17 protein-coding genes, 2 tRNA genes and 2 rRNA genes are annotated in these 21,620 nt (G+C 38.4%); 11 read left to right on the top strand and 10 right to left on the bottom strand.

What is annotated here, in order from left to right:
- Window positions 1-83 precede the first annotated feature (83 nt).
- On the bottom strand, window positions 84-713 hold the full coding sequence (locus RHO12_10615; GenBank protein ID WVD65805.1) for a YchE family NAAT transporter: 630 nt from the start codon (window positions 711-713) through the stop codon (window positions 84-86).
- A 64-nt stretch (window positions 714-777) separates the two neighbouring features.
- On the opposite strand from RHO12_10615, the gene xthA reads away from it, so the two are divergent.
- From xthA to RHO12_10600, 3 genes are read left to right on the top strand one after another with little or no spacing between them, the layout of a single operon-like run.
- The gene (gene xthA, locus RHO12_10610; GenBank protein WVD65804.1) at window positions 778-1,614 is read left to right on the top strand and encodes an exodeoxyribonuclease III; all 837 of its coding nucleotides are present in this window, start codon (window positions 778-780) and stop codon (window positions 1,612-1,614) included.
- Window positions 1,615-1,641: 27 nt separating this feature from the next.
- Window positions 1,642-2,982: an exodeoxyribonuclease VII large subunit gene (xseA, locus tag RHO12_10605; GenBank protein ID WVD65803.1), complete on the top strand. Its 1,341-nt coding sequence runs from the start codon at window positions 1,642-1,644 to the stop codon at window positions 2,980-2,982.
- A gap of 3 nt (window positions 2,983-2,985) precedes the next feature.
- Window positions 2,986-3,969: an NADPH:quinone reductase gene (locus tag RHO12_10600; protein ID WVD65802.1), complete on the top strand. Its 984-nt coding sequence runs from the start codon at window positions 2,986-2,988 to the stop codon at window positions 3,967-3,969.
- Between the two features lie 18 nt (window positions 3,970-3,987).
- Here the strand turns inward: RHO12_10600 and RHO12_10595 are convergent, their stop codons facing one another.
- Entirely contained in the window at window positions 3,988-5,076 is a 1,089-nt protein-coding gene (locus RHO12_10595) for a LacI family DNA-binding transcriptional regulator (protein WVD65801.1), read from the bottom strand.
- 206 nt (window positions 5,077-5,282) lie between these two features.
- Between RHO12_10595 and RHO12_10590 the strand changes: the two genes are divergently transcribed.
- The 4 genes from RHO12_10590 to RHO12_10575 are packed head-to-tail and all read left to right on the top strand — an operon-like array spanning window position 5,283 to window position 8,817.
- Window positions 5,283-6,278, top strand: coding sequence for a peptidase U32 family protein (locus RHO12_10590; GenBank protein WVD65800.1), 996 nt, complete (start codon window positions 5,283-5,285; stop codon window positions 6,276-6,278).
- Window positions 6,279-6,318: 40 nt separating this feature from the next.
- Window positions 6,319-7,194 carry a U32 family peptidase gene (locus RHO12_10585; GenBank protein ID WVD65799.1) on the top strand — a complete coding sequence of 292 codons (876 nt, stop codon included), beginning with the start codon at window positions 6,319-6,321 and terminating at the stop codon, window positions 7,192-7,194.
- Window positions 7,194-8,393: a cysteine desulfurase CsdA gene (gene csdA / locus RHO12_10580; protein WVD65798.1), complete on the top strand. Its 1,200-nt coding sequence runs from the start codon at window positions 7,194-7,196 to the stop codon at window positions 8,391-8,393. The genes RHO12_10585 and csdA overlap by 1 nt, the downstream gene beginning before the upstream one ends.
- Before the next feature lie 16 nt (window positions 8,394-8,409).
- Window positions 8,410-8,817: a SufE family protein gene (locus RHO12_10575; GenBank protein WVD65797.1), complete on the top strand. Its 408-nt coding sequence runs from the start codon at window positions 8,410-8,412 to the stop codon at window positions 8,815-8,817.
- A 34-nt stretch (window positions 8,818-8,851) separates the two neighbouring features.
- Here the strand turns inward: RHO12_10575 and mrcB are convergent, their stop codons facing one another.
- Window positions 8,852-11,134, bottom strand: coding sequence for a bifunctional glycosyl transferase/transpeptidase (gene mrcB / locus RHO12_10570; protein WVD65796.1), 2,283 nt, complete (start codon window positions 11,132-11,134; stop codon window positions 8,852-8,854).
- Window positions 11,135-11,256: 122 nt separating this feature from the next.
- Between mrcB and sfsA the strand changes: the two genes are divergently transcribed.
- Window positions 11,257-11,970 carry a DNA/RNA nuclease SfsA gene (gene sfsA / locus RHO12_10565; protein WVD65795.1) on the top strand — a complete coding sequence of 238 codons (714 nt, stop codon included), beginning with the start codon at window positions 11,257-11,259 and terminating at the stop codon, window positions 11,968-11,970.
- Between the two features lie 6 nt (window positions 11,971-11,976).
- Here the strand turns inward: sfsA and mepM are convergent, their stop codons facing one another.
- A complete protein-coding gene (gene mepM / locus RHO12_10560; GenBank protein WVD65794.1) occupies window positions 11,977-13,362 on the bottom strand; it encodes a murein DD-endopeptidase MepM in 1,386 nt (461 codons plus the stop codon).
- Window positions 13,363-13,397: 35 nt separating this feature from the next.
- Window positions 13,398-14,321 carry a zinc ABC transporter substrate-binding protein ZnuA gene (znuA, locus tag RHO12_10555; GenBank protein ID WVD65793.1) on the bottom strand — a complete coding sequence of 308 codons (924 nt, stop codon included), beginning with the start codon at window positions 14,319-14,321 and terminating at the stop codon, window positions 13,398-13,400.
- Between the two features lie 74 nt (window positions 14,322-14,395).
- Here znuA and znuC point away from each other — a divergent pair, with 74 nt between their 5' ends.
- The 3 genes from znuC to RHO12_10540 all read left to right on the top strand — a co-directional run bounded on the left by znuC (window position 14,396) and on the right by RHO12_10540 (window position 17,644).
- Window positions 14,396-15,169, top strand: coding sequence for a zinc ABC transporter ATP-binding protein ZnuC (gene znuC / locus RHO12_10550; GenBank protein ID WVD65792.1), 774 nt, complete (start codon window positions 14,396-14,398; stop codon window positions 15,167-15,169).
- Window positions 15,162-15,962, top strand: coding sequence for a zinc ABC transporter permease subunit ZnuB (znuB, locus tag RHO12_10545; protein ID WVD65791.1), 801 nt, complete (start codon window positions 15,162-15,164; stop codon window positions 15,960-15,962). Before znuC ends, znuB begins: the two co-directional genes overlap by 8 nt.
- A gap of 158 nt (window positions 15,963-16,120) precedes the next feature.
- The gene (locus tag RHO12_10540; protein WVD65790.1) at window positions 16,121-17,644 is read left to right on the top strand and encodes a YifB family Mg chelatase-like AAA ATPase; all 1,524 of its coding nucleotides are present in this window, start codon (window positions 16,121-16,123) and stop codon (window positions 17,642-17,644) included.
- Between the two features lie 3 nt (window positions 17,645-17,647).
- Here RHO12_10540 and RHO12_10535 read toward each other — a convergent pair whose 3' ends face one another.
- The 5 genes from RHO12_10535 to RHO12_10515 all read right to left on the bottom strand — a co-directional run bounded on the left by RHO12_10535 (window position 17,648) and on the right by RHO12_10515 (window position 21,515).
- Window positions 17,648-17,986, bottom strand: coding sequence for a DUF413 domain-containing protein (locus tag RHO12_10535; GenBank protein ID WVD65789.1), 339 nt, complete (start codon window positions 17,984-17,986; stop codon window positions 17,648-17,650).
- 135 nt (window positions 17,987-18,121) lie between these two features.
- Window positions 18,122-18,197: transfer RNA gene (locus RHO12_10530), tRNA-Trp, on the bottom strand.
- Between the two features lie 10 nt (window positions 18,198-18,207).
- A tRNA-Asp gene (locus RHO12_10525) sits at window positions 18,208-18,284 on the bottom strand.
- Between the two features lie 62 nt (window positions 18,285-18,346).
- Window positions 18,347-18,462 (bottom strand): 5S ribosomal RNA (gene rrf / locus RHO12_10520).
- Window positions 18,463-18,610: 148 nt separating this feature from the next.
- A 23S ribosomal RNA gene (locus RHO12_10515) occupies window positions 18,611-21,515 on the bottom strand.
- Window positions 21,516-21,620 lie beyond the last annotated feature (105 nt).

Here is a 21,620-nt window from a genome sequence, read left to right as displayed (position 1 = left end):
TCCCTAATTCACACTATAATTATTTATTTTTTAATATTGGATAATGATATTAGAAATAAGTCTAAATACCAATCCTAGCTAGATTATAATAAGCCAGGGAAAATGTTTCGAATGCCACCAATCATAATCTCAACCCCTAGCGCCATTAACAATAAGCCCATAATACGCGTAACAACATTCAACCCCGTTCTTCCTAACGCACGAGTAATAAAAGGTGCGGAACGGAACAGTAACCAACAGCAGCTACAAAAAACTAAAATACAGATAATAAAACCAACTAAGTTACTAAATGAAGGATAATTTGTACTCCACACTATCATGGATGTAATCGCTCCGGGCCCTCCCATTAATGGTAGCGCTAATGGTATTAAAGCAACGCTACTTTTAGTAATTGACTCACTAAGCTCTTCTTTATTTTGTTTATTTTCACCCAGCTTACCGTTAATCATCGTCATACCGATCATAACCACTAATAAGCCCCCTGCTATCCTAAAAGAATTTATTGAGATACTAAAAATATCTAGCACAATGCTTCCAGCTAACAAAGAAATAATTAAGATTATTGCAACAGCGATATTTGCGGTACGGTTGGTTTGATTACGTGATTCGCTATCAAGATTATCCGTTAAACTAATGAAGACGGGCAATAAACCGACTGGATTGACTATTGCAAATAGACCGACCAGAAACTTAACGTAAATTTGCAACTCCATATATTCCTCAATTCAGGGTTAGTTTTGAATACACTTAACAGTATAGCGGATTTTTGGTACGATAATGTACAACTTTAAACAAATTGAATTTTATTTTATGAAGGTTATCTCATTTAACATTAATAGTCTAAGGGCTAGGATCCATCAGCTTGAGGCGATTATAAATAAACATCAGCCGGATGTAATTGGCTTACAAGAAACAAAAGTCCATAATGATCAGTTTCCTATCACAGAGCTAGAACATTTAGGTTATTATTTAAATTATCATGGACAAAAAGGCCATTATGGTGTTGCCTTATTAACGAAACAGAAGCCTTTATCGGTTAGCTGTGGTTTTCCAACTGATCTAGCTGATGCACAATGTCGACTAATTACCGCTAAGCTAGCAAGTGATAAAGGGCCTGTTACCATTATTAATGGTTATTTTCCCCAGGGAGATAGCCGAGATAATCAGATAAAATTCCCAGCTAAACAAAAATTCTACCAAGACTTAATTCATTATATTCAAGAGGAAAAGCTTAATCAGCAACTAACGATTATTATGGGTGATATGAATATTAGTCATACTGATTTAGACATAGGATTAGCTCCCGACAGTATTAAGCGTTGGTTAAGGACGGGAAAATGTTCATTTTTACCAGAAGAAAGAGAGTGGATGAATAAAGTTATCTCTTTAGGTTTTGTCGATACTTATCGTCAAGAGCACCCAGCTAAATCAATGTTTTCTTGGTTTGATTATCGCTCACGAGGTTTTGACACTAACACTGGACTAAGAATTGATTTAATTTTAGCGAGCCAGCTATTAGCACCGAATTGTTCTGCCACGGGTATTGATTTGGACATAAGAGCGATGGATAAGCCATCAGATCATGCACCAATTTGGGCTGAATTTGAGCTATAAAAATATAGCCATTAAATTGGAGGAGCAATGCTAGAAAATAACGCTATTCTTTCGGTAAAAGATTTAAACCAGATGGTCAAAGATCTGCTGGCTGATGGTATTGGGCAAATTTGGTTGGTAGGAGAAATTTCTAATTTTTCTAAACCCACATCCGGTCACTGGTATTTCACCCTTAAAGATGATAAAGCGCAAGTACGCTGTGCAATGTTTAGAAACAGTAATATTAAAACTGGCTTTATTCCTAAAGATGGACAGCAAGTCCTTGTTAGCGCATCGGTTACGCTTTATGAAGCAAGAGGAGAATACCAACTTGTTATTGATAAACTACAGCTTGCTGGCGCAGGACTTTTACAACAAAAATTTGATCAGTTAAAAAAGAAATTACAAGAAGAGGGATTATTTGATAGCTGTTATAAAAAAGTGATTCCGAAAAATATTAACTGCATTGGAATTATTACTTCTTCGACAGGGGCTGCACTACACGATATTTGCCAAGTATTAAAACGCCGTGAACCTAATCTAAAAATTATTATTTACCCAACCTTAGTACAAGGAGAGCTAGCTGCAGAAAAAATCACAAAGATGATTGAACTAGCAAATATACGTAATGAATGTGATGTTTTAATTGTTGGACGAGGCGGTGGATCACTTGAAGATCTCTGGCCATTTAACGAAGAAATAGTTGCTAGAGCAATCTTTAATAGTAAGTTGCCGATAGTGAGTGCGGTTGGTCATGAGATTGACTTTACTATCGCTGATTTTGTTGCTGACCTGCGCGCCGCAACGCCATCCGCAGCGGCTGAAATTGTTAGCCGTGATATGCAAGAACAAATCAAAGATCTTAAAATGATTGAGCAACAAATGTTTATGGCTGTCGATAATTTTATGTTAAAAAGACGAGATAAACTGCAAAAATTACGCCATCAGTTACAAACACAGCATCCTCAGGTCAAGCTGGCAAAACAACAAACGAGCTTATTAGCACACAGTCGCTCATTAAACGCCGCAATAGAACAACTTTTATTTGCTCAAAGTAGTAAATTAAATCAAATAATAAATAAACTCTATCGACTCTCTCCGGAAGGTAAAATTCAATTTTATCGCCAAGTCATCATACAAAAACAGCAACAAATCGCGACATTAGCTAAACAACATTTTACCCAGGCGAAGCATCAACTCGCTATTCAGGCGTCACAGCTTAATACCATAAGTCCACTTGCGACGCTTGAGCGTGGATATTCAGTTACAAATAATAGTAAAAATCAAGTCATTCAATCAATTAACCACATAAAACCAGGCGATATTATTACGACAAAAATTATGGCAGGTATCATAACGAGTAAAGTCACATCAATTAAAGAGGGTTAGCTTATGCCGAAACGAATAGCTTTTTCACGCTATGGTGATAGTGATGTTTTAGAATATTTAGATTTTGACGTCGATGAACCGAAAAGCGATGAGGTCGTCGTCGAAAATAAAGCCATCGGTATTAATTATATTGATACCTATATTCGAAGTGGGCTCTATCCCGTAAAAACCTTACCATCAGGGCTTGGCAGTGAAGCGGCTGGAATTGTAACTCATATCGGCGATAACGTAACAGATTTTAAAGTTGGCGATCGCGTTGCTTATGCTCAAGCATCATTAGGCGCTTATTCTCAATACCATTTAGTGAATGAGAATATACTCGTTAAGTTGCCAGACGAAGTAACATTTGAACAGGCTGCCGCCTCTATGCTCAAAGGACTTACCGTTTATTATTTATTAACACAAACTTATCCACTTAAGCAAAATGAAATATTTCTATTTCATGCCGCAGCTGGCGGTGTGGGCTCAATTGCTTGTCAATGGTCGAAGATTATTGGAGCAAAAATGATCGCGACAGCCGGATCTGATGAAAAAATATCTATCGCTAAAAAAAATGGCGCGTGGCAAGGGATCAACTATAATGTTGAAAATGTGGTAGAACGGGTTCTAGCATTAACCAAACAACAGAAGGTTAATGTGGTATATGATTCTATTGGTAAAAATATGTGGATTAAGTCACTCGATTGCTTAAAGCGTCGTGGATTGATGGTTAGTTTTGGTAATTCATCAGGACCGGTAACGGATGTTAATTTGGCTATTTTAAACCAAAAAGGCAGTTTGTATGTGACGAGGCCGTCATTGGCAAGTTATATTACCAATAAAACAGAGCTCAACATCGCCGCTAATGAGTTCTTTAGCTATGTCGCAAAAGGGGCTATCGATATTACTATTCGAGAGCAACAAAAATTCGCCCTAAAAGATGCCGCTACAGCACATAAAATAATACAAAGTAGAAAAACTATCGGTCCTAGTTTATTGATTCCATAATAATCACCGTTAGTAGGTTCAAATTTTATTATTGCTACTGGTAGAGTGCCTGGTCACTAATTCAACATCAATAATTGAGCTGCGCCTTTCACGATAAGGACAAGTAAATAAAGATATCAGTTGCATTATCGCCTTTTCCCCCATATCAAATAAGGGCCGATACATCGAACAAATATGGTTTAATGGGCGATATTGCTTGTGCCCTTTATGATGAATAAACTGTAACAATGATAAATGCGCAGGAATATCAATGTTCATTGCAAGGCATTGATCAATCACTCCACAAATGGCACTTTCTGCTGAAATTCCTTGATCAAATTTATCATCAAATAAAAATTTTTCGCGATCGACATAACTGAGATTGATGTGGTCACTACAAATAATAGCAGTAGGTGGAAAAGCTAATGCCATTAGTTTTTTCACGGTCTTATAACTGGTCGAATAATTAAAGCAATGATGAGAGATATAATCTTGCGATATCATAATATTAGCTCGCGTCAAAGCTTGTTCATATCCCTTTTTAAGATAACGTGTTTCCTCTTTCTCAATATCACCAAGCAATATCGCTATTCGCTTATGCCCCTGATCGATTAAATACTTTGTTGCTTGGTAAGCGTTTGATAAATGGTCAAAATAGACACAAGAGAAGGCTAGCGAGAAATGATTAACAAACACAATCGGCGGTAAAGCATGTTGGTACTGTTGTAAAATCCGTAGGTAAGGCGCATCATTAATAATTAAAATACCATCAACGTGGTAATCTATAGTATAGCTAATAATTTGCTGAATCTCTTGCTCACTAAAATAAAAAAACCGCAAATAGAGCAGCTTATATCCAAGCACCTTCGCTTTAGACTCAATTCCCTTATTAATTAAACTATCCGTAATCAATTGATTATCAATAATAAGTATTTTTTTACTCAGGCTAAGCGGGCTATATGGTTTTAATATCGAAGCATTAAAGCCTAATGCTTCGATTGATTGGTTAACGCGTTCTTGTGTATGCCGAGAAGTTAAATGAGGGGAGTGAACGACCCTTGATACAGATGTTATTGAGACCCCAGCGTGCTGAGCTATTTTTGTTAATGTTACTTTTGATTTAGCCATTGAAATATTAACCATTAAATAAAGTTTATTATTAACTTATCGTTGTCCAACCTATTTGTCATAAGCTTTGGTATATTTAACGAGATGTGTCGCAAATTTTTTTCAATAGATTATTTTTATCTCTGCAATAGCTAGATCATTTAATATTCGCAATGGTTTATAATTTACTGCATAATAGTTGCGTAATATTTTTTAGGTAAAAAATTATGGAATTATTATGCCCTGCTGGCTCGCTACCAGCCTTAAAAACAGCTATTGATAATGGTGCTGATGCAGTCTATATCGGCCTAAAAGACGATACTAATGCCCGCCACTTTGCCGGACTTAACTTTAATGAACAGCGTTTATATGAAGCTGCTGACTATGTTCATAGCAAAGGTAAAAAACTGCATATTGCTATTAATACTTTTGCTCATCCCGATAACTTCGTTCGCTGGCAAAATGCAGTCGACATGGCGGCTAAGATTGGTGCTGATGCATTAATTATTGCCGATCTCGCTATGCTTGATTATGCTGCTGAAAAATATTCTCACATCGAACGCCATGTATCGGTGCAAGCATCATCAACAAATATAGAGTCTATTAAATTTTATCATAACAACTTTAAGCCTCATCGAATTGTATTACCTCGAGTATTATCGATGCATCAGGTCAAACAACTTTCTCAAGTTTCACCTATCCCGCTCGAAGTCTTTGCCTTTGGTAGTTTATGTATTATGGCTGAAGGGCGATGTTATCTATCGTCATATTTAACAGGTGAATCACCGAATACGGTTGGAGCATGCTCTCCAGCAAAATTTGTTCGTTGGGAAGAAACAGAAAAAGGGCTTGAGTCAAGACTAAATAATGTACTTATCGATTGTCATAAAAAAGGCGAAAATGCGGGCTACCCGACGTTATGTAAAGGCCGCTATTTTGTTGATAACACACTCTATCATCCAATCGAAGAGCCAACAAGTTTAAATACATTAGAATTATTACCTGAGTTATTTGCCGCCAATATAGCATCAGTAAAAATTGAAGGACGGCAGCGTAGCCCTGCTTACGTAGCACAAGTAACAAAGGTTTGGCGACAAGCTATTGATAGCTACCTTGCAAACCCTAACGCTTACCAAGCCCAAAAACAGTGGATGGATACGTTGGGATCTGTATCGGAAGGAAGTCAAACCACGCTTGGTGCTTACCACCGTAAATGGCAGTAATTTATCCATCATAAAATCTGAGCAAGTTTAGGAATATGCTATGAAATATGCCCTAGGTCCCATGTTGTATTATTGGCCTAAAACTGAAACTGAAAAATTTTATCAGGCAGCCACGCAAAGTGATGCAGATATTATTTATATGGGAGAAACCGTCTGTACAAAACGACGCGAAATGAAAGTTGCGGACTGGCTAGCTTTAGCCAAAGAAGTCGCAAAGTCAGGAAAGCAAGTCATACTGTCAACTCTTGCGCTACTTGAAGCACCTTCTGAAATAAATGAAATGCGCCAATTAGTTAATAATGGCGATTTTTTGGTTGAAGCAAATGACCTTGCCGCAATTAATTTAGCGCAAGAGTACCATCTACCTTTTGTGGTTGGACCTGCCATAAATTGTTACAATGCTTATACTTTAAAACTATTGCAAAAACAGGGCATGATTCGTTGGTGTATGCCAGTTGAGTTATCGAAAGATTGGCTAGTTAATGTATTAACTCAATTTGATGAGCTCAAAATTGAACGAAAATTTGAAGTCGAAGTATTTAGTTACGGCTATTTACCTCTAGCATATTCAGCGCGTTGCTTTACTGCGCGCTCAGAAGATAAGCCTAAAGATAAGTGTGAAACATGTTGCATAAAATACCCAGTCGGCCGTGAAGTATTTTCACAAGAGCAGCAAAAGGTATTTGTCCTTAATGGTATCCAGACTCAAAGTGGTTACTGCTACAACTTAGGTAATAACCTCAATGAGATGAATGGGTTAGTCGATATTGTTCGCATATCTCCTTTAGGCCTAGAAACACTTGATGTAGTTAAACAATTTAAAGCCAATCAACAAGGCAAGGCACCATTAACGACCATCAATAGTCGCGATTGTAATGGCTATTGGAATGGTATCGCAGGGCTTGAACTAACATAATGGAATTTAATTTTGCTACATTTAAAGCCCAGTTCCCTGCACTAAAATCAGATAACACCTATCTTGATTCAGCATCAACATCGCTAAAACCAAAACCGATGATTGATGCGACAAGCAATTATTACACCAATAGCACCGCAACAATTTTAAGAAGTAAGCACTCACAGTCGATCGCATTAACCGAACAATTTGAGCAAGCGAGAACCCTTACCCGCCAATTAATCAATGCCAAAGATAGCCACGAGATTATATGGACGAAAGGTGCAACAGAATCGATCAATTTAGTTGCTCAGAGTTATGCCAAAGCTCTCTTAAAAGCGGAGGATGAAATTATTGTCAGTGAGCTTGAGCACCACAGTAATTTAATTCCTTGGTTACAAGTCAGCAAACAAATTGGCGCGAAAGTAATTAAATGGCCAATTGAAGCTGATGGGCAATTATCAGTAGATCGTTTGTCATCACTCATCACTGACAAAACGCGCCTTATTACAGTAACCCAAATGTCCAATGTAACAGGACAGCAACCAGATATTGCAGCAATAAGTAAACTTGCTCACCTGAATAATGCCATCATTGTCGTTGATGGCGCACAAGGGATTGCGCATCATCGTCTTGATGTGCAAAAGCTTGATATTGATTTTTATGCTTTTTCTACCCATAAATTATATGGACCTACGGGTCTCGGTATTTTGTATGGTAAATCAAACTTGCTGACTAAAATGGATTGTTGGCAAGGAGGCGGAAAAATGTTACAAACCACCTCATTTAATGATTTTAAAGCGGCCCCCTTACCTTACAAATTTGAAGCTGGCACAGCAAATATTGCAGCGGTTATTGGTTTTTATGCAACACTAACTTGGCTGAGCTCATTTGATTGGGTAAGTGCTGAAATATACACATGCAATTTAGTCGATTATGCCAAATCGAAGTTAAATTCACTACCTGAAATAACAATTCATAGTGTTGAAAATAGCTCATTATTAACATTTTCGTCAGATACAATCTATCATGATGACCTCGCGATTTTACTCGCTGAACAAAATATTGCCATTCGCAGTGGCGAATTGTGTGCAAAACCACTAATCCAAGCCTTAAACTGTAAGGGGGTACTTAGAGCCTCATTTATGCCTTATAATAGCCATGATGATGCTGATAGATTAGTTAATGCATTACATGCTGCGGTACAGATTTTAAAATAAACATTTGAGTGATAATATGGAATTAAATTCAACCGAGCTGAGGATAATTTTTGATCAGCTTTCTAACTGGCAAGATCGTTATCGTCACATCATTCAATTAGCGAAAGTACTACCAAATTTCCCTGAAGAACAGCGCATTATTAGCAACCAAATTGAAGGGTGTGAAAATAAAGTTTGGCTCACTTACAAAAAAAATAGTAAGCAAATACTAACATTTACGGGTGATAGCGAAGGTCGTATTGTCAAAGGTTTATTAGCAATAATTATTATTTTGGCTAATAATAAAACTGCTGAACAAATAGCGCAAACAGATTTTTTATTTGAGCTTAAAGCGTTCAAAATTATTGACGAATTAAGCCAATCAAGGCAGTTAGGGCTATATAATATAATTCAACGAATAAAATTGCTTGCTAGTAATCATTAATTTTTCGTCATAATAGATATTACAATAAAAAATATTAATCCAAACTAAACATCTCTTTTAACCAATTTGGGGCATCATTCTCTTTTGTTTGCTCTCGAGGCACTTGGTTAAATCCTGCGCAAAGTAAGGCTTTATCAACTGTCCATGCAGGCAAAGCTCTCACGCCAATGCCATTACATAGCCAATTCCCTTGGGCATCAATTTCAACCATACTAATATTTGATGGTTTAGTCTGAACTAATGGTTGGGGGGCATATTGTGACAAATACATTTGGTAAATCTTTAGTGCACCAGATGAGCCAGTAAGTGACATCGGCTTATGATCATCAAGACCAACCCAAATGACAGTCACATCTTTACCATCGATTCCGACAAACCAGCTATCTTTTAAATCGTTAGTTGTCCCAGTTTTGGCCGCGAGATGAGCATTATCATAGCGATGATTTAATGCCCTTGCCGTACCATAATTGACAACCTGTTGCATCGCAAATGTTGTTAAATAACTTGCTTGAGCGGAGACAATTTGTTGTGAATTAGGGTAGCTTTGATAAATTAGTTGGCTCTTATCTGATAGCACATATCTCAAAGCACTCAATGTCGATTTTTTGCCTGTATTACCGATTATTTGATACATCTGTGCGGTTTCTAGTGGTGTCAACTCGAGTGTGCCTAAAAACCGTGAAGGTAATGATTTGATTTCCCCTTTAGGCACACTTAGAGATAGCAATGTTTTTTCTGTCGCCTTAAGCCCTACCTCCATACCTAAATTAACCGATGGAATATTGAGAGATTTGGCTAATGCATCAACTAGCATCACTCTATTTCGGTATTGTTTATCAAAGTTTTGAGGTTGCCAAACCGTTCGACTGTCCATTTTAATTGTTAGTGGTTTATCATCAAGCCATGTATTAAGCTGGTAGCGCTCTGGCTGGCTTAAGGCAGTTAAATAGGTAGGAGGTTTAGCTAGCGAGCCAATTGGCCGCCGCCCATATAAAGCGCGATTAAAGCCAGCATAGTGGGGTTCTGCGCTACCAATTAATGCTCTAACTTCTCCCGTTTTTCTATCGATAATCGTCACTGCAGCTTGCAAATCAGTTTTTTTAGTTAATCCTTTTAAACGCTCTATTTCCTCTATGACCGCGTTTTCTGCTGCATTTTGTGTCACGGGATCAAAAGTCGTAAAAATCTTCATACCTGATAAATAATTCGCTTGCTCTCCGAGCTGTTCTCTCAATGCTTGTCTAACGAGTTGCATAAAAGCAGGCTGAGGAGAGATGACCCCTCCTTTAGGTAATACCGATAATGGGCGTTGTATTAGTAACTCGTATAGTTCATCATCAATAATTCCCTGCTCTTTTATAAGCTTTAGTACAATATTGCGCCTCTCTAACGTGTTATTAGGTCTCGTCCACGGGTTATAAACTGAAGCACCTTTGACCATTCCAACTAATAATGCTTGCTGATCAAGAGTTAGCTCATTAACTGGCCGACCAAAATAATATAGACTTGCTAATGGAAAACCATGAATCTCCTGATCTGCATTTTGACCTAAATAAACCTCGTTGAGATAGAGCTCGAGAATTCGTTCCTTGCTATAGCGGGAGTCTAAAATAATTGCCATGTAGGCTTCACGAATTTTACGTAAATACGATCGCTCGTTGGTTAAAAATAAATTTTTAACCAATTGTTGGGTCAAAGTACTGCCACCTTGTACTGTACGGCCTGAAATTAAATTAGAATAAATAGCTCGGAGAATAGAATAAACACTAATGCCATCATGTTGATAGAAGCGTTTATCTTCTGTTGCGATTAACGTTTGTATCAATGAATCGGGAAAGTCTTTTAATGGCACAAATAGGCGTTGTTCATTGTTTGGTGAGTGAATCATCGTAATTAATTTGGGGTCAATACGTAGCAATCCAAAATTTCGCCCCGTTTCAATATTGGTTATTTGATAAATACGATGTTGATTAAATGTTATTTTGGCTCGAAAGGCAGGCTCTTGAGCATCTGGAAAATTAAATGGTCTTCTATATATTTCAATATTATCACTATTCACAACAAACTCACCAGGTCTTGTCGCGACTAAAACCTGTCGATATTGCACGCCGTTAAGAATCGATGATATTTCATCTTTACTTATATTCTCACCAGGCTCCAATTCAATAATTTGCCCATAAACGGCAGCCGGAAGTTCCCAAACATTACCATCAATGCGCTCTCGAATTTGTTGATCTAAGTAAATACAATACACGACGGTTATTGCAATGATTACAAAAAAAATTTTTAGTAATAAAAAACACAATCGTTTTCTCAAACTAACTTTCTTTATTTTATTTTTTGTTTGTTTAGCGTTCTTAGCCAATACTATTTCATTCCATACACAACTCTGTCTAGTGGTGTATAATAGCACAAATTATTAGCATTTTGAGTATTGGTATGTTTTTTCAATCACCGCTCCAATCTGGAACATTGATCAGACGTTATAAACGCTTCTTGGCGGATGTCTTATTACCTAATAATAAAATTATCACAATCCATTGTGCCAATACTGGCGCGATGACTGGTTGCGCAACAGCGGGTGATACAGTATGGTATTCAAGATCAACAAATCCTAAGCGAAAATTGCCTTATAGTTGGGAACTAACATACACTAAAGATAACGACCACATTTGTGTAAACACTAGCAAAGCCAATCTGATTGTAAAAGAAGCATTTTTTCGACAACAAATTAAAGAATTCATACCATATGAGCAACTACTTTCTGAAGTCAAATATGGCACTGAAAATAGTCGCATAGATTTGCTATTACAAAACAACCAAAGCAATATGTGTTATGTCGAAGTAAAGTCGACAACATTATTTGATAGCAGCAATCAGTTTGGCTATTTTCCTGATGCGGTGACCGCGCGTGGGCAGAAACATTTACGTGAATTAAAACTAATGGTCAGCGAAGGTAAGAGAGCAGTGATATTTTTTTTAGTACTTCATTCTGGTATCAAATATTTTTCACCCGCAACACACATTGATCCTCTATATGGTCAATTATTAAAAGATGCAGTAAAAAGTGGAGTTGAAATATTGTGTTATAACACTAATATTTCAACTACTGAGATCACGCTACATCAACCAGTTCCAATTATGCTGGACTAGTCGTATCTAGCTTTTTTGCGTTACTGAAAATGCTAGCTTAGGTTTAATATCTTTGAGCTGTTCTAAAAATGTCGTCTTAGATTTGCCCGTCAATCCTGATGATACAGGTAAATTCGCGGTTAATGGATTAACCACTTGACCATTAATATGTAGTTCATAATGTAAATGAGGGCCTGTCGATCGACCCGTATTGCCTGATAAGCCAATTTTATCACCTTTTTTAACTTGCTGGCCTGGTTTAACCAAAATCTTATCTAAATGCATATATTTGGTGGTGTATTGTCGACCATGACGAATAGCTATAAAATTACCTGCGGATCCACTATATTTAGCAATAACAACCTCCCCTTCCCCGACAGATAAGACTGGTGTTCCTCGTGAAACGGCAAAATCGACACCATTATGAGGTGCTATTTTTTTTGTGACTGGGTGTAGTCGTCTTGGGTTAAAAGGCGAAGAGATACGAGCTTGCTTGTCTAACGGATAACGTAAGAAACTTTGAGATAGGCTATCACCGTTGATATCATAGTAAGCACCATCTTCGGCAAGAATGGCGTAATAGTCTTTACTACCATTTTGGATTCTAACGGCTAATAATTGGCTATTTTCATGAATATTATCTAGCATCTCTCTAGACAGTAGTACCGAAAATTTATCGCCTTTTTTTAAACGCCTGAAATCAAGTTGCCATTGTAGCGCCTTGGTAATTGTTGCAATTTCACTACTTGTTAGTCCAGAATTCTTTGCATCAATCACAAAATTCGAATCAATATTACCGCTAATGCTAAATGGTTGCCAAATACCTTCGCGAGTTTCTGTTCGCTCAGTAAAATCATCCCCATTACGTTCATAGATTCGAATATTATTGTTAGAGATAATCCAGTTAAAGGTTTTTAGATTATGCTCACGATCCGTTGTCCAACTGATCTGTTGGCCAATACGCAAATTAGCTAGCTGCTTATATTCTTTGGTTAACAAATAGATATCAGCCCGATTGACGCCGTATTGAGCCATAATACCGTACAGAGAGTCACCGCGCCCCACTGTGTATTGGACCAGATTACCATCCTGCGCAATTGCATTATCAATCTCATCTTTAACGACATCATCTTCTGGTTTCGGTTGATCCAACGATTCAATTACTTGAGACTGTAGAGATTTTCTGCCATCAACAATCTCAATTGATGCATTACCTACAACGGCAGGTAAATGCTCATTTTCAAGCACCGTTGTTTGTACTTGTTCAGTAAGCGGAATATATATTGTACGATCTGGATTGAGGGGGCGCCACAATACAAAAAATAAAATAGTAAGAATTAAAGCACCTACTGCTGGAATGTGAGGGATTTTAATTCCATTACCCGCAATAGTAGATGGATCAGTCTGCTGCACTCAAAATAACCTTTTTCTCATTAAAAAATTTTAGCCTATTCTAAACAACTTAGAAATTGTTGTGTTATTTTTAATAAAAATTTACAGTATGCATCTTCAGATAGCTCAATATCCATACCAAGTGGATCAATCTCACCGACATTTATATTGGTACCGTCAACTAGCTTATTAATAATTGCTGGACTAAATTGAGGCTCTCTAAATAAACAAACTGCATTTTTATGGCTTAATTCACGTTGAATTTCATAGATTTTTTTTACCCCTGGCTGAATAGCAGGATTGATGGTAAAACTTCCGAGATGATTTAGATTAAACTCTGTTTCAAAATATCCATAACCATCATGAAAAACAAAATACCCCCTATTTTGTACGTTATTTAGTTTTTTTGCAATAATTTGTTCTGTTTCTTTCAACTTATTGATAAATTTATTTAAATTTTGATCTAATAAATCTAATTTATCAGGATAAATGATAGCTAATTTATCATGAATAATCTGAGCGGCGATCTCTGCAATTTTAGGCGATAACCAAATATGCATATCAAATTGCCCATGATGGTGTTCATGGCTAGAATGAGCATGAACATCACTATCTTCTTCATTAGAGTGCCCTGCACGAAGTAGGGCTACAATATTAGGATTATCAGTTAATTCCAATTGTTTTGTCTTCTCAATACTTTTTAAAAAACTAGGCAGAAAAACTTCCATGTCATCACCAATCCAAATAATAAGATCCGCTGATTTTATTTTGGCTAGATCTGATGGCTTTAATGAATAAGTATGAGGTGATGCACCATCAGGTAATAAAATTTCAGTATCAGTAACACCATTAGCAATGGCTGCTGTAATAAAACCTAATGGCTTAACGGAAGTAATAACCTTAGCCTGCACTAAACTGATAGGCAAGGGAATGATAAATAAAAATAAAATAATTTTTTTTATGAAATTGTATTTGAACATATATAATACCTTATGTAAAAAATAAAGGTTATGTTATAATGTAACAATAATTAACACAAGAACTTTAAAATATCATGCAATCGCTCGTTTCTATTAAAAATATTGCAGTTGAATTTAATCATCAAAAAGTACTTGAGAACATTTCATTCTCCATTGAAATGGGAAAAATTATTACGTTATTAGGCCCAAATGGTGCAGGCAAATCAACATTAGTTAAGCTAGTATTAGGTTTATTGCGACCAACTAAAGGAACAATAACGAGGAAACCAAATCTCACTATTGGCTATGTCCCGCAAAAATTAAAATTAGACTCAACTCTTCCGCTCACAGTTAAGCGATTTATTCAATTAAATAAAAAGATTAATCATAACGATATTGAAAATATACTACATCGAGTTAATGGCTCAAATTTAATTAATAAAACAATGCATCAATTATCTGGCGGGGAGATGCAACGAGTACTTTTAGCCCAAGCATTAATCAAAAAACCTGAGTTATTAATTTTAGATGAACCAACTCAAGGGGTTGATGTGAATGGTCAGATCTCGCTATACAATTTAATAGCAAATGCCAAAAATGAATTTAATTGTGCCGTGCTGATGGTATCACACGATTTACATCTTGTTATGGCTAAAACAGATGAAGTTATTTGTCTAAATAGACATATTTGCTGCGTTGGTAGTCCTGCACTTGTATCGAATGATCCTGAATTTATTGCCTTATTCGGACGTAGTGCGGCAAATCAACTCGCAATATATAAACATCACCATATTTATCAACACTCTCACCAACACCATTACCAAGGTCGAATTAATTTACCAAAATTTGGAGAGACCTATAATGCTTGAATTATTGTTACCGCCTTTAATTGTTGGGATAGCATTATCTTTTATTACCGGCCCACTTGGCTCATTTGTCGTTTGGCGTAAAATGTCTTATTTTGGTGACACTTTATCACATGCCGCCTTATTAGGTATTGCTTTTGGTTTTTTATTAAATATCAATCCCTTTTATGCGGTCATATTTTTAACAATCTTCTTAGCTATTGCCCTTGTCTATCTCGAGTCCCAACAAAAACTAGCTATTGATACCCTATTAGGTATTTTAGCCCATAGTTCTTTATCACTTGGTGTTATCGTAATTAGCTTAATGAAAAATATTCGAGTTGATTTAATGGGGTATCTATTTGGCGACTTATTATCTATTACATTTACTGATGTATATTTTATTATTAGCGGTATTGCTGTTGTTGCTATCATTTTGCTCTGTTATTGGAACAAATTTCTTTTCGTCACAATAAATGAAGAACTGGCATTTAGTTATGGGATTAACGTTGTTAAGACTAAATTAATATTAACATTAATATTAGCACTAACAATTGGTTTATCGATGAAGTTTGTCGGTGCTTTGATTATTACATCTTTACTTATTATACCTGCAGCAACAGCACGATTTTACGCTAAGACACCTGAAAAAATGGCACTGTTAGCCATTTTATTTGGAATTATTTCAGTAGTAGGGGGACTTATATTTTCCGCTTATTATGATACACCAACAGGTCCATCGGTTGTTATTGTCAACGCTGCACTATTTATGTTCTCATCATTATTATCAAAGATAGGAAAAATATATATTGGCTAACTATTACGTGATCGCAATCAGCACTGTTTTTATTTAGCACAAAAATAAAATGCCTAAATGAGAGCTATATCTAACAAAACATAATTAAAGAAATATAAAGTAAATTTTCCTATAAATTGTTTCTATTCTAAAACCAAGAAAATTTAATTTTAATCTATATGTCTCTTTTTACTATTTATACTCGGGCTTGCATTGGAATACAAGCACCAAAAATTGATGTAGAAGTGCATATTAGTAACGGTATGCCAAGTTTTACATTAGTAGGATTACCGGAGACCTCGGTAAAAGAGGCAAAAGATCGAGTCAGAAGCGCTTTAATTAATAGTGGTTTTAGTTTTCCATCTAAAAAGATCACTATCAACCTTTCTCCTGCTGATTTACCTAAAGAAGGTAGCCGTTTTGACTTACCTATTGCAATTGCGATATTAGCTGCTACAGAACAAATCAAAACAGATACTCTTCATCAATATGAGTTTTTGGGCGAATTATCACTCTCCGGCGAAATAAGAGCAATAAAAGGAGCCATTCCAGCTGCAATTTCAGCGCAAAATAATTCAAGAATTTTAATACTATCAACAGAAAATAGCACTGAAATTGCCTTAATAAATCATAGTAATACGTTAGTTTGCAATAACTTAGTCGAGCTCTACCAACATTTTTCGGAAGAGTCAACATTACCAGGCGTTGACTACCTTATTCCTTTAGAAAATGAATTATGTACAAATGATTTACAAGATGTTATCGGTCAGCATCATGCAAAACGAGCGTTAGAAATAGCCGCAAGTGGTGGACATAATCTATTATTAATAGGTCCTCCTGGAACTGGGAAAACAATGTTAGCAAGTAGATTAGTTGATTTACTGCCACACTTGAATGACCAAGAATCATTAGAAACATCAGCAATAGCAAGTCTATCTAATCAATATAGTCTTATGACTAATTGGCGAAAACGTCCGTTTAGAGCCCCACACCATAGCGCATCTTGCGCGGCATTAGTTGGAGGTGGTTCAATTCCTAGGCCTGGCGAAATATCACTTGCACATAATGGCATTCTTTTTTTAGACGAGTTGCCTGAATTTAATCGTAAAGTACTAGATGCACTTAGAGAACCTCTTGAATCAGGAGAAATCATTATTTCTAGAGCTAATGCTAAAATTAGTTTTCCAGCAAAAGTTCAGTTAATTGCGGCAATGAATCCAAGTCCTACTGGACATTATCAAGGTATACATAATCGGACCACTCCACAACAAACGATCCGATACCTTAACCGTTTATCCGGACCATTTTTAGATAGATTCGACCTTTCTATTGAAGTTCCTTTGCTGCCGAAAGGAACCTTAATGCATAATGAGACTCAAGGTGAAACAAGCACTGAGGTGAAAAAACGAGTAATGATAGCAAGAGATAAGCAAATTAAGCGAGGAGGTAAAATTAATAGTGCTCTTTCTCCACAAGAAATAAGTAAATATTGTGAGTTAAGTAAGGAAGATCACATATTTCTAGAACAAGCTCTCATAAAATTAGGATTATCAATAAGGGCATGGCATAGAATACTAAAAGTAGCCAGAACAATAGCTGATTTGGAGGGAAAGGCTGACATAGAACGAAAACATTTGACCGAAGCATTAAGTTATCGTTCCATGGATAAATTACTAATACAACTGCATAAAAATATAGGTTAACCGTTAATCATCGTTATCAATAAAATCATCAGTAACATCTACTTGCGGTTTCCCGCCAGACAATGTGTGAAATTTCTTAGCTTTATTAACACAATTAAGGTACTTTAACCAAATTTTCTCATATTCATTAGATGCTTCTTTTTTGCCACGGCAAACAGAAACAAATGATTTTTCTTCAGCAGTTGATGGCTTACGAATCTCATTATCTAATTCTTTAAATGCAGTACCGTATTTTTCCAAAAGTAGCGACTCTTTAATCGTAAAATCACCGTGGCGAGAAAAACCTCTAGGATAATTTTTATTATCGAAGAAACGTTGTTGTGAAAAAAAGCTTTCAGCCATTTTTGATCCCTTATAACTAAATTTAATATAACGATTTGCGGATTATAGTTAAGTGCAGATTTCTGTAAACAGAAATTTTTGATTTAGGATTGTTTTATAGTTTGATTGGTTAAAAATAATACTATTAAGGGATATTGGCAGGGGCGGAGAGGCTCGAACTCCCAACACCCGGTTTTGGAGACCGGTGCTCTACCAATTGAACTACGCCCCTAAATAAAGATTGGCGGAACGGACGGGGCTCGAACCCGCGACCCCCTGCGTGACAGGCAGGTATTCTAACCAACTGAACTACCGCTCCACCGAATAAGGTAGGAAATATATCCTAAATAAATATTGCTATTTATTTTTTTAACATTAAAAGTCTGGCGGTGACCTACTCTCACATGGGGTAACCCCCACACTACCATCGGCTTCACGGCGTTTCACTTCTGAGTTCGGCATGGATCAGGTGGGACCACCGCAACATTGCCGCCAGACATAACTCGTTTTCTCTTAGACTATATAAACTATCTACTTCCCATCAGTAACCTAAACCGCTACCAATCCTCAGCAAATAAACATACCATCCATCAATATAGACTCAAGCCAAATTTTTCATTGAGATTCAAAACAACTCTAAGTTGTAAGGTTAAGACTCTCGGTTCATTAGTATCAGTTAGCTCAATGTATCACTACACTTACACACCTGACCTATCTACGTCTTAGTCTCAAACGGACCTTACAGAGTAAACTCTGGGAGGACTCATCTCGGGGCTAGTTTCGTGCTTAGATGCTTTCAGCACTTATCTATTCCGCACGTAGCTACCGGGCAATGCAATTGGCATCACAACCCGAACACCAGCGGTGCGTTCACTTCGGTCCTCTCGTACTAGAAGCAAACCCCCTCAATCCTCCTACGCCCATGGCAGATAGGGACCGAACTGTCTCACGACGTTCTAAACCCAGCTCGCGTACCACTTTAAACGGCGAACAGCCGTACCCTTGGGACCTACTTCAGCCCCAGGATGTGATGAGCCGACATCGAGGTGCCAAACACCGCCGTCGATATGAACTCTTGGGCGGTATCAGCCTGTTATCCCCGGAGTACCTTTTATCCGTTGAGCGATGGCCCTTCCATTCAGAACCACCGGATCACTATGACCTACTTTCGTACCTGCTCGAGCCGTCACTCTCGCAGTCAAGCTAGCTTATGCCATTGCACTAACCTCCTGATGTCCGACCAGGATTAGCTAACCTTCGTGCTCCTCCGTTACTCTTTGGGAGGAGACCGCCCCAGTCAAACTACCCACCAGACAGTGTCCGTAGACCCGATTCAGGGCCCTACGTTAGAACATCAAACATTAAAGGGTGGTATTTCAAGGTCGACTCCATGCAAACTAGCGTCCACACTTCTTCGTCTCCCACCTATCCTACACATTAAGGCTCAATGTTCACTGTCAAGCTATAGTAAAGGTTCACGGGGTCTTTCCGTCTTGCCACGGGTACACCGCATCTTCACGGCAAATTCAATTTCACTGAGTCTCGGGTGGAGACAGCCTGGCCATCATTACGCCATTCGTGCAGGTCGGAACTTACCCGACAAGGAATTTCGCTACCTTAGGACCGTTATAGTTACGGCCGCCGTTTACTGGGGCTTCGATCAAGAGCTTCTCCTTACGGATAACCCCATCAATTAACCTTCCAGCACCGGGCAGGCGTCACACCGTATACGTCCACTTTCGTGTTTGCACAGTGCTGTGTTTTTATTAAACAGTTGCAGCCAGCTGGTATCTTCGACTGACTTCACCTCCATCCGCTACGGACTTCAATTACCATCAGCGTGCCTTCTCCCGAAGTTACGGCACCATTTTGCCTAGTTCCTTCACCCGAGTTCTCTCAAGCGCCTGAGTATTCTCTACCTGACCACCTGTGTCGGTTTCGGGTACGATTAAATATGACCTGAAGCTTAGAGGCTTTTCCTGGAAGCAGGGCATCAATTACTTCAGCACCTTAGTGCCTCGTCATCACATCTCAGAGTTACAGTGACCGGATTTGCCTAATCACACCCCTACATGCTTAACCCGGGCTCCTTGCGGACCTATCCCGGTAAACCTAGCCTTCTCCGTCACCCCATCGCAGTCACATTCAGTACGGGAATATTAACCCGTTTCCCATTAGCTACGCATCTCTGCCTCGCCTTAGGGGTCGACTCACCCTGCCCCGATTAACGTTGGACAGGAACCCTTGGTCTTCCGGCGTGCGGGCTTTTCACCCGCATTATCGTTACTTATGTCAGCATTCGCACTTCTGATACCTCCAGCAAACCTCACAGTTCACCTTCTACGGCTTACAGAACGCTCCCCTACCCAATATGTTATTCACACACTGCCGCAGCTTCGGTGCATAGTTTTAGCCCCGTTACATCTTCCGCGCAGGCCGACTCGACTAGTGAGCTATTACGCTTTCTTTAAATGATGGCTGCTTCTAAGCCAACATCCTAGCTGTCTAAGCCTTCCCACTTCGTTTCCCACTTAACTATGACTTTGGGACCTTAGCTGGCGGTCTGGGTTGTTTCCCTCTTCACGACGAACGTTAGCACCCGCCGTGTGTCTCCCATGCTCAACTTGTCGGTATTCGGAGTTTGCATCGGGTTGGTAAGCCGGGATGGCCCCCTAGCCGAAACAGTGCTCTACCCCCAACAGTTATACATGAGGCGCTACCTAAATAGCTTTCGGGGAGAACCAGCTATCTCCCGGTTTGATTGGCCTTTCACCCCCAGCCACAGGTCATCCGCTAATTTTTCAACATTAGTCGGTTCGGTCCTCCAGTTAGTGTTACCCAACCTTCAACCTGCCCATGGCTAGATCACCGGGTTTCGGGTCTATACCCTGCAACTCATTCGCCCAGTTAAGACTCGGTTTCCCTACGGCTCCCCTATTCGGTTAACCTCGCTACAGAATATAAGTCGCTGACCCATTATACAAAAGGTACGCAGTCACACCATTAATGATGCTCCCACTGATTGTACGTACACGGTTTCAGGTTCTATTTCACTCCCCTCGCCGGGGTTCTTTTCGCCTTTCCCTCACGGTACTAGTTCACTATCGGTCAATCAGGAGTATTTAGCCTTGGAGGATGGTCCCCCCATATTCAGACAGGATAACACGTGTCCCGCCCTACTCGTCAAGCTTCCACATAATGCGTATTCGTGTACGGGACTATCACCCTCTATCGTGTACCTTTCCAGATACTTCCACTTACACACTATGCTACCCGCTTTGGGCTCCTCCCATTTCGCTCGCCGCTACTTTGGGAATCTCGGTTGATTTCTTTTCCTCGAGGTACTGAGATGTTTCAGTTCCCTCGGTTTGCCTCCCTAACCTATTTTATTCAGTTAAGGATAGTATAGTTACCTATACTGGGTTTCCCCATTCGGACATCGACGGTTATAACGCTTATTACCAGCTTACCGTCGCTTTTCGCAGATTAACACGTCCTTCTTCGCCTCTGATTGCCTAGGCATCCACCGTGTACGCTTAATTTCTTAACCTTACAACCTACAGTTGTCTTGGTTTTCTCAATTTCGCTTTTTCTCTATCTTATCGTCATTCCATCTGGACTTTCACCCAAACTTCATCACCATAAAACGAGAACT

Source organism: Orbaceae bacterium lpD02 (assembly GCA_036251875.1).
Taxonomy (GTDB): domain Bacteria; phylum Pseudomonadota; class Gammaproteobacteria; order Enterobacterales; family Orbaceae; genus Orbus; species Orbus sturtevantii.
Note: the sequence above shows the minus strand (reverse complement) of the source record. Positions and strands in the feature narration are given on the sequence as shown.

What these genes read in the sequence shown, in the direction of transcription:
- RHO12_10615 (WVD65805.1), bottom strand. Translation starts at nt 713, where the DNA reads ATGGAGTTGCAAATTTACGTTAAGTTTCTGGTCGGTCTATTTGCAATA.
- xthA (WVD65804.1), top strand. Translation starts at nt 778, where the DNA reads ATGTACAACTTTAAACAAATTGAATTTTATTTTATGAAGGTTATCTCA.
- xseA (WVD65803.1), top strand. Translation starts at nt 1,642, where the DNA reads ATGCTAGAAAATAACGCTATTCTTTCGGTAAAAGATTTAAACCAGATG.
- RHO12_10600 (WVD65802.1), top strand. Translation starts at nt 2,986, where the DNA reads ATGCCGAAACGAATAGCTTTTTCACGCTATGGTGATAGTGATGTTTTA.
- RHO12_10595 (WVD65801.1), bottom strand. Translation starts at nt 5,076, where the DNA reads ATGGCTAAATCAAAAGTAACATTAACAAAAATAGCTCAGCACGCTGGG.
- RHO12_10590 (WVD65800.1), top strand. Translation starts at nt 5,283, where the DNA reads ATGGAATTATTATGCCCTGCTGGCTCGCTACCAGCCTTAAAAACAGCT.
- RHO12_10585 (WVD65799.1), top strand. Translation starts at nt 6,319, where the DNA reads ATGAAATATGCCCTAGGTCCCATGTTGTATTATTGGCCTAAAACTGAA.
- csdA (WVD65798.1), top strand. Translation starts at nt 7,194, where the DNA reads ATGGAATTTAATTTTGCTACATTTAAAGCCCAGTTCCCTGCACTAAAA.
- RHO12_10575 (WVD65797.1), top strand. Translation starts at nt 8,410, where the DNA reads ATGGAATTAAATTCAACCGAGCTGAGGATAATTTTTGATCAGCTTTCT.
- sfsA (WVD65795.1), top strand. Translation starts at nt 11,257, where the DNA reads ATGTTTTTTCAATCACCGCTCCAATCTGGAACATTGATCAGACGTTAT.
- znuA (WVD65793.1), bottom strand. Translation starts at nt 14,321, where the DNA reads ATGTTCAAATACAATTTCATAAAAAAAATTATTTTATTTTTATTTATC.
- znuC (WVD65792.1), top strand. Translation starts at nt 14,396, where the DNA reads ATGCAATCGCTCGTTTCTATTAAAAATATTGCAGTTGAATTTAATCAT.
- znuB (WVD65791.1), top strand. Translation starts at nt 15,162, where the DNA reads ATGCTTGAATTATTGTTACCGCCTTTAATTGTTGGGATAGCATTATCT.
- RHO12_10540 (WVD65790.1), top strand. Translation starts at nt 16,121, where the DNA reads ATGTCTCTTTTTACTATTTATACTCGGGCTTGCATTGGAATACAAGCA.
- RHO12_10535 (WVD65789.1), bottom strand. Translation starts at nt 17,986, where the DNA reads ATGGCTGAAAGCTTTTTTTCACAACAACGTTTCTTCGATAATAAAAAT.